Source organism: Pseudomonas sp. GM80 (assembly GCF_000282515.1).
Classification (GTDB): domain Bacteria; phylum Pseudomonadota; class Gammaproteobacteria; order Pseudomonadales; family Pseudomonadaceae; genus Aquipseudomonas.
The window spans coordinates 40,099-46,854 of record NZ_AKJD01000055.1 but is presented as its reverse complement, the minus strand read 5'-3'; the positions used below and the strand labels follow the sequence as shown (position 1 = coordinate 46,854).

The window sequence follows — 6,756 nt, the reverse complement described above, 5'->3', positions numbered from 1 at the left end:
AGCCTGCGGCAGCTCCTACCTGGATCGATGTAGGAGCTGCCGCAGGCAGCGATCTATTGCTTTTAGAGCTTGGCCGCTGCCAACTCAGGCGCCACCCATTCATTGACCTTGAACGGCTTGCGAATCAGCTTCTGCTGCGCCGCCAGATCTACCTTGTCCTGCAAGCTGCCCAGGAACGCCGGATCCAGGGTCGACGGGAATACTTCGCTCAATTTCTGATCCTTCAGATCCTCGGTGAGGATCACCGGTGGATAACTCGCCAGCCCTGACACCAGCTGCACATAGGCATCCTTGTTGCTGTCCTGGGTCAGCCATTCCACCGCCTGCTGCTGCGCCTTGAGCAATTTCGCGACTACCTCCGGGTGCCCGTCGACAAACTTGCCGCTACCCACCAGCACCGACTGCACACTGCCGGCACCGCCCAAATCCTTGGTGTTCAACGGCAACTCGGCCAAGCCCTTGACTTGCAACGCCGCCAACCCGGAACTGCCCCACGATGCATCAATCTGTTTGGCCGCCAGCGCTGCGGTCGCGCCGGTGAAGTCGAGGTTGATCACCTTCAAATCCCTCTCGCTCAAGCCCTGACTGGCCAGCGCCGCGTCGAACGACAACTGCGTCGCGGTACCCTTGAAGATCGCCACACGCTTGCCCTTCAGATCCTGCAAGGTCTTGATCCCGGAACCCGGCACCACGCCGAGATACTGCTTCACTCCACGCGCACCGGCACTGAGCAATCGCGTATCGAGGCCGTTGGACTTGCCGATGATCGCCGCCAGATCGCCCAGATACGCCAGATCGACCTGGCCATTGGCAAACGCCTCATTGATCACCGGCCCGGCGCCCTTGAAGAAGCTCCACTGAATCTTGATGCCTTGGTCGGCAAAGGCCTTTTCGAAGATCTGCTGATCGCGCAGTACGTCCACCACTCCGCCACCGCTGTGCTGGGTGCCGGCGCTCAGGTCCGGCACGGCGATACGAATTTCCTTTAGCTCATCAGCCTGCGCGGTGAACGCAAGCAGGCCCGCCAGCGCAGGAACGGCAAACAGACTGAAAACGCGTTTAAAGGGAAGGTTCATGGGTGCGGCTCCTTGATCACGACGGGCGTTGAGGAACCGAAAGTAGGCTGAAGCGATGCATTCACTTAAATACTATAAATTCACATTTTTATAGCTTTTTGAGCTAAGCAAGGCATATCGGGGCTTGCGGCGGCGTATGCATTAACAGCATCGAAAATATTCTTCGAATGCATTGGATGCGCATGGGCTGGAGGCCTTAAATGGCCTCGCTTATCTCTCAAATGAATCTTTATCAGGTTTGTTATAACCATTTGTTTTTAGCTAATGCCGCTAAAGATCGCAGCCTTCGGCAGCTCCTGCAGGGGCAACGCAATGCCATGTAGGAGCTGCCGCAGGCTGCGATCTTTTGATCTTGACTCGATCTCGATCCAACCCGACAACGGAGGTCACCCATGGCCCGTCAATCCTTGCTCAGCCTGCCGCTGCCGGTGCCGCCGCTGAAACGCCGACGCACCTGGCCCAGCATCAATCAACGCGTGTTGCCATGGCTGCTGCCGCTCAGTCTGTTCGCCCTGTGGTGGCTGGCCGCGCGCAATGCCTGGATGAGCGAGCAGATCCTGCCCGCGCCATCACTGGTGTGGAACAGCGCCGTCGAGCTGGCGCATGGCGAGCTGTGGAGCCATTTTTGGATCAGCCTGCAGCGCTTGTTCTGGGGTTTGCTCGCAGGGATTTCGGCCGGTGCGGTACTGGGGGCGGCGCTGGGTTTCAGTCCGCGTCTTGAACGCTTGATCTTCCCGACCTTCGCCGGTCTGTCGCAGGTGCCGACGCTGGCGTGGATTCCCTTGTTCATGGTGTTTTTCGGCATCGGCGAAGTGCTGAAACTGGTGGTGCTGATCAAAGCCATCGTCGTTCCGGTGACCTTGCATACATTGGTCGGCGTACGCGATGCACAGCCAAAATTGCGCGAAGCCGCCGCCGTCTTGCGCCTGCCACCGCACCTGCTGATTCGTCGACTGGTACTGCCAGCCGCCCTCCCCGCATTCATGGCCGGCGTGCGTCTGGCGCTGGCGGCCGGCTGGACCTCGTTGCTGGCGGTCGAGCTGCTCGCTTCCAGTGAAGGCATCGGTTACCTGATGGTCTGGGCACGCCAGCTGTTCATGCTCGACATCGTCTTTGTGTGCATTGTGGTCATCGGTGTGATCGGCGTGGCGATGGATCGCGGCATCGGCCTGCTGGACCGAAAACTGGTGCACTGGCCGCACCCGGCCACTGCTGAAATTCGTCGTGGCCCGCGTTATCAAGGCTGGCAGCGTCTGCAACCGTGGCTGTTGCCACTCGGTTTGCTGGCACTGTGGCAACTGGCCAACGATCAGCAGTGGGTCGACGCCAATATTCTGGTCAGCCCATTGGCCGTGTTGAGCACCACGTGGGATGGCTTGCTCGACGGCACGCTGATCAGCGGCATGGCGCTGAGCCTGGGGCGTACCCTTGGTGGTTTGCTGTTGGGTGGTGGACTCGGTTTCGCCCTTGGCTTGCTGCTGGGTCTGTCGCGCACCAGTGAAAGACTGCTCGGCCCGACCCTCGCCGCCCTGCGCCAGATTGCCATCTTCGCCTGGGTGCCATTGCTCACCGCGTGGTTCGGTCTCGGTGAACTGGCGAAGTGGGTATTCGTCGCCCTCGCCGCTTTCTTTCCGCTATTCATCGCCACCCAGCGCAGCGTCGCCAACCTCTCGCCGCAACTCAACGAAGCCGCGCAAGTGCTGCGCCTGAGCCTCGGCCAGCGCCTGCGCCGCCTGGTGCTGCCGGGCGCCGCGCCGGGGATTTTCGCCGGCCTCCGGCTGAGCCTGATCTACGCCTGGCTCGGCACCATCGGCGCCGAATATTTCATGCCGTCGAATGGCGGCATCGGCAGCCAGATGATCGGCGCACAACAACTGCTGCGCATGGACCTGATCATGGCCGGCATGCTCCTCGTCGGCTTGACCGGCGCCCTGCTCAACCTCATTGGCCAACGCCTGGAAATTCGCGCGACCCGCTGGAGACACGCATGAACGCACCCATTGTCAGCTTCAACCACGTAGGCAAATCCTTCGACGTCGACGGTTTCGAACTGGAGGCGATTCGCGAATTCAACCTGGACATTGCCGAAGGCGAATTCGTCGCCATTGTCGGCTCCAGCGGCTGCGGCAAATCGACGTTACTGCGCTTGCTGGTCGGTCTCGACACGCAGTTTCGCGGGCAGATCACTGTGGACGGTAAAGCCGTCAGCGGTATCGGCGGCGAGCGCGGCATTGTCTTCCAGGAACACCGTTTATTCCCGTGGCTGACTGTCGCCGACAACATCGGTCTGGGCCTGGTCAACGAGCCGCTGAGCGCTGCGCAGAAACAACAACGGATCAACGATTTCATCGATCTGGTCGGCCTGCGCGACTTCACCCGCGCCTATCCGCACCAACTCTCTGGCGGTATGGCGCAGCGCGTGGCGATTGCTCGTGGCCTCGTCGCCAGCCCGCGCATTCTGCTGCTCGACGAACCCTTTGGCGCGCTCGATGCGCTGACCCGCCAACAAATGCAGGACGAGCTGTTGGCGATCCGCGCCCGCGCGAAAATCACCACAATCCTCGTTACCCACGATGTCGAAGAAGCGATCTTTCTTGCCGACCGCGTGGTGGTGATGGAGCCGCGTCCGGGGCGGATCAAGCAAGTGGTCGACATCGCCCTGCCCCACCCGCGCCAGCGCAGCAGTTTCGACTTCCATCAGTTGCGTGAAGAGCTGCTGCACGAGCTGACCAGTGACGACCATTACCAACCGAGCGTGCCGGTACAGATCCGCGATCTGCCGCTGACGTTCATTGCCTGCTGAACAGGAGTTTTGCGATGCCGCAACGTCCCAATTTTCTGGTGATTCTGGCCGACGATCTCGGCTTCTCCGACCTCGGCGCGTTCGGCGGTGAAATCGCCACGCCGCACCTCGATGCCTTGGCCAGCAACGGCCTGCGCCTGACCGATTTTCATACCGCACCGACCTGCTCGCCGACTCGTTCGATGCTGCTGACCGGCACCGACCACCACATCGCCGGCATCGGCACCATGGCCGAAACCCTGACCCCGGAGCTGATCGGCAAACCGGGTTATGAGGGTCACCTCAATGACCGCGTCGTCGCGCTGCCCGAGCTGCTGCGTGAAGCCGGTTACCAGACGTTGATGAGCGGCAAGTGGCACTTGGGCCTGACCGCCGAGCTGGCCCCGCATGCCCGGGGTTTCGAGCGTTCGTTCTCGCTGCTGCCAGGCGCCGCCAACCACTATGGCTTCGAACCGACCTACGACGAACAGACCCCGGGCCTGCTGAAATCGACGCCGGCGCTGTACATCGAGGACGACACCTTCATCGACGAATTGCCCAAGGACTTCTATTCCTCCGATGCCTTCGGCGACAAGTTGCTGCAGTACCTCAAGGAGCGTGACCAGACCCGGCCATTCTTCGCTTACCTGCCGTTCTCTGCGCCGCACTGGCCGTTGCAGGCGCCGGCCGACCTCGTCGAGAAATACCGTGGCCGCTATGACGCCGGCCCGGAAGTGCTGCGTCTGGAGCGCCTGGAAAAACTCAAAGCCCTGGGCCTGATCGAGCCGGACGTCGAGCCGCATCCGCTGATTCAATTGACCCAGCAGTGGGACGCGCTGAGCGAGGAACAACAACAGATTTCTGCGCGGGCGATGGAGGTCTACGCAGCGATGGTCGAGCGCATGGACTGGAACATCGGCCGGGTCGTCGAATACCTGCGCCAGCAGGGGCAACTCGACAATACGTTCATCCTGTTCATGTCCGACAACGGTGCCGAAGGCGCGCTGCTTGAGGCCTTCCCCAAATTCGGTCCGGAACTGGTCGCGTACCTCAGCCAACATTACGACAACAGCCTCGACAACATCGGTCGGGCCAATTCCTATGTCTGGTATGGGCCGAACTGGGCGCAGGTGGCGACCGCGCCGTCGCGCCTGTTCAAGGCGTTTACCACCGAAGGCGGGATTCGCGTGCCGGCGCTGCTGCACTATCCGCAGCTGGCGATCAAAGGGCAGATCAGCCACGGCTTCGGCACGGTGATGGACATCACGCCGACGATTCTCGATCTGGCTGGCGTGCGTCATCCGGGCAAGGTCTGGCACGGCAAACCGGTGGCGCCGTTGCGTGGGAAATCGTGGCTGGGTTTTTTGTCGGGCGAGACGGCACAGGTGCATGACGAGCACACGGTGACGGGTTGGGAATTGTTCGGGCGAAGGGCGATTCGGCAGGGATCGTGGAAAGCGGTGTGGATCCCCGGGCCGGTAGGGCCGGCGACCTGGCAACTGTATGATTTGAGCAGTGATCCAGGGGAGATTCATGATCTGGCGTTGAGTCAGCCGGAGAAACTCAGCGCGTTGATCGGGCATTGGCAGCAGTATGTCGAGGAGACCGGGGTGATTCTCAGCGAGTCGCCTTTCCAGCCGGATTGAGCGTGCCTGGTATAACGCTATCGCTGGCAAGCCAGCTCCCACAGGGTGCGATGCCGTTCACAAAACCAATGAATGACATAAAACCTGTGGGAGCTGGCTTGCCAGCGATGAGGCCCTCAAATTCAACCTTCAAGCCTGAGCTGTACGCACCTCTTCCTGCGCAACCGCATCTTTGCGAACAAACCGGTTCGCCCGCCCAAACGTGCCAAAATCATTAAACCTCACGCCCATCTCGCGCATCACCTTATGCGCCACCGGCACGGTCATCTGGCGGATATAAAACGGCTCCTTCACCACAAAATGATGAATCCCGTGACTGCTGCCAAAGTTGAAGCAGAACGCCTGCAACGGCCACAACCACCAAGGGTTCAACACCTGGCACTGTTGCAGCACATTGCCCAGTTCAACGTCCCCGTAGTAATGCATGTTCGAGCTGATGAAGTGCAGGCAGAACGTGCGCAATACATTTGGGCCGATGATCACCACGGCCGCAATATCAATCACCTGCATCACCGACAACGTCGTCGCTGACCATTCGATCGGTGCGCCCAGCAGGTACGCGATGCCATTGGCCGCATGGAAACCGAGAAACACATACCACGCGCCCCAATGCACCAGCGCCAGCGGCGCGTAGACCTTCAACGTGCGTTTGATGATGCTGAACTTGTGCGCCCAGGTTTTGGCTCGCAGCATGCGGATAAACGCCGACATCACGTTGTCGCCGACCATCAGCAAACGCGCAAAACCCCACGGCTCGCCGTTGGTGATCGCGCGTTCTTCCATATCGGTTTCGGTGCCGGAAACCTTGTGGTGATTGAGGTGCAGATGCCGACGAATCCACGGATTGATCGTGCTCGGCCGCGCCAGCCACACCAGGCCCATCATCAAATTGTGCGGCACGCGCTGCTTGCGGAAATACATGCTGTGGATCAGGTCGTGCTCCAGCTCATGGGTCAGCGAAGCGAAAAACGCGTTGAGCAACAGGCACGCCCACCACGCCATGTGGCCCGTGATGTACAGCGTCGCCGAGCCAACCATCCCGATCAGGGCAAACGCCAGAATCCCCGCCCCCAGCGCGTCCTGATGCTGGAGAATCGGGTAGCGCTCACGCAATTCAACGCCTTTGGCCAGCACCACTTGGCGAATATGTGCTGATCGCTGGGCCGCATTGTGTCGCTGGGGACTTGCAGAAGTACCGTCCATGCTTCCATCCTCGGGTTTATGATGTTCGCATCGTGCCTCGCCGGGGCTT

The 6,756-nt window shown here is 60.6% G+C and carries 5 protein-coding genes; 3 read left to right on the top strand and 2 right to left on the bottom strand.

The window, feature by feature from the left end; genetic code table 11:
* Nucleotides 1-62 precede the first annotated feature (62 nt).
* On the bottom strand, nucleotides 63-1,076 hold the full coding sequence (locus PMI37_RS08850) for an ABC transporter substrate-binding protein (RefSeq protein WP_008080059.1): 1,014 nt from the start codon (nucleotides 1,074-1,076) through the stop codon (nucleotides 63-65).
* A gap of 392 nt (nucleotides 1,077-1,468) precedes the next feature.
* Here PMI37_RS08850 and PMI37_RS08845 point away from each other — a divergent pair, with 392 nt between their 5' ends.
* The 3 genes from PMI37_RS08845 to PMI37_RS08835 are packed head-to-tail and all read left to right on the top strand — an operon-like array spanning nucleotide 1,469 to nucleotide 5,504.
* Entirely contained in the window at nucleotides 1,469-3,067 is a 1,599-nt protein-coding gene (locus PMI37_RS08845) for an ABC transporter permease (protein WP_008080054.1), read from the top strand.
* On the top strand, nucleotides 3,064-3,879 hold the full coding sequence (locus PMI37_RS08840) for an ABC transporter ATP-binding protein (RefSeq protein WP_008080052.1): 816 nt from the start codon (nucleotides 3,064-3,066) through the stop codon (nucleotides 3,877-3,879). The genes PMI37_RS08845 and PMI37_RS08840 overlap by 4 nt, the downstream gene beginning before the upstream one ends.
* 14 nt (nucleotides 3,880-3,893) lie before the next feature.
* Nucleotides 3,894-5,504 carry an arylsulfatase gene (locus PMI37_RS08835; protein ID WP_008080050.1) on the top strand — a complete coding sequence of 537 codons (1,611 nt, stop codon included), beginning with the start codon at nucleotides 3,894-3,896 and terminating at the stop codon, nucleotides 5,502-5,504.
* A gap of 129 nt (nucleotides 5,505-5,633) precedes the next feature.
* Here the strand turns inward: PMI37_RS08835 and PMI37_RS08830 are convergent, their stop codons facing one another.
* Nucleotides 5,634-6,707, bottom strand: coding sequence for a fatty acid desaturase (locus PMI37_RS08830; RefSeq protein ID WP_008080049.1), 1,074 nt, complete (start codon nucleotides 6,705-6,707; stop codon nucleotides 5,634-5,636).
* Between the last annotated feature and the right edge of the window lie 49 nt (nucleotides 6,708-6,756).

Excerpts from the sequence above, each read along its gene's own strand:
- PMI37_RS08845 (WP_008080054.1), top strand. The coding sequence starts at position 1,469 with ATGGCCCGTCAATCCTTGCTCAGCCTGCCGCTGCCGGTGCCGCCGCTG.
- PMI37_RS08850 (WP_008080059.1), bottom strand. The coding sequence starts at position 1,076 with ATGAACCTTCCCTTTAAACGCGTTTTCAGTCTGTTTGCCGTTCCTGCG.
- PMI37_RS08840 (WP_008080052.1), top strand. The coding sequence starts at position 3,064 with ATGAACGCACCCATTGTCAGCTTCAACCACGTAGGCAAATCCTTCGAC.
- PMI37_RS08830 (WP_008080049.1), bottom strand. The coding sequence starts at position 6,707 with ATGGACGGTACTTCTGCAAGTCCCCAGCGACACAATGCGGCCCAGCGA.
- PMI37_RS08835 (WP_008080050.1), top strand. The coding sequence starts at position 3,894 with ATGCCGCAACGTCCCAATTTTCTGGTGATTCTGGCCGACGATCTCGGC.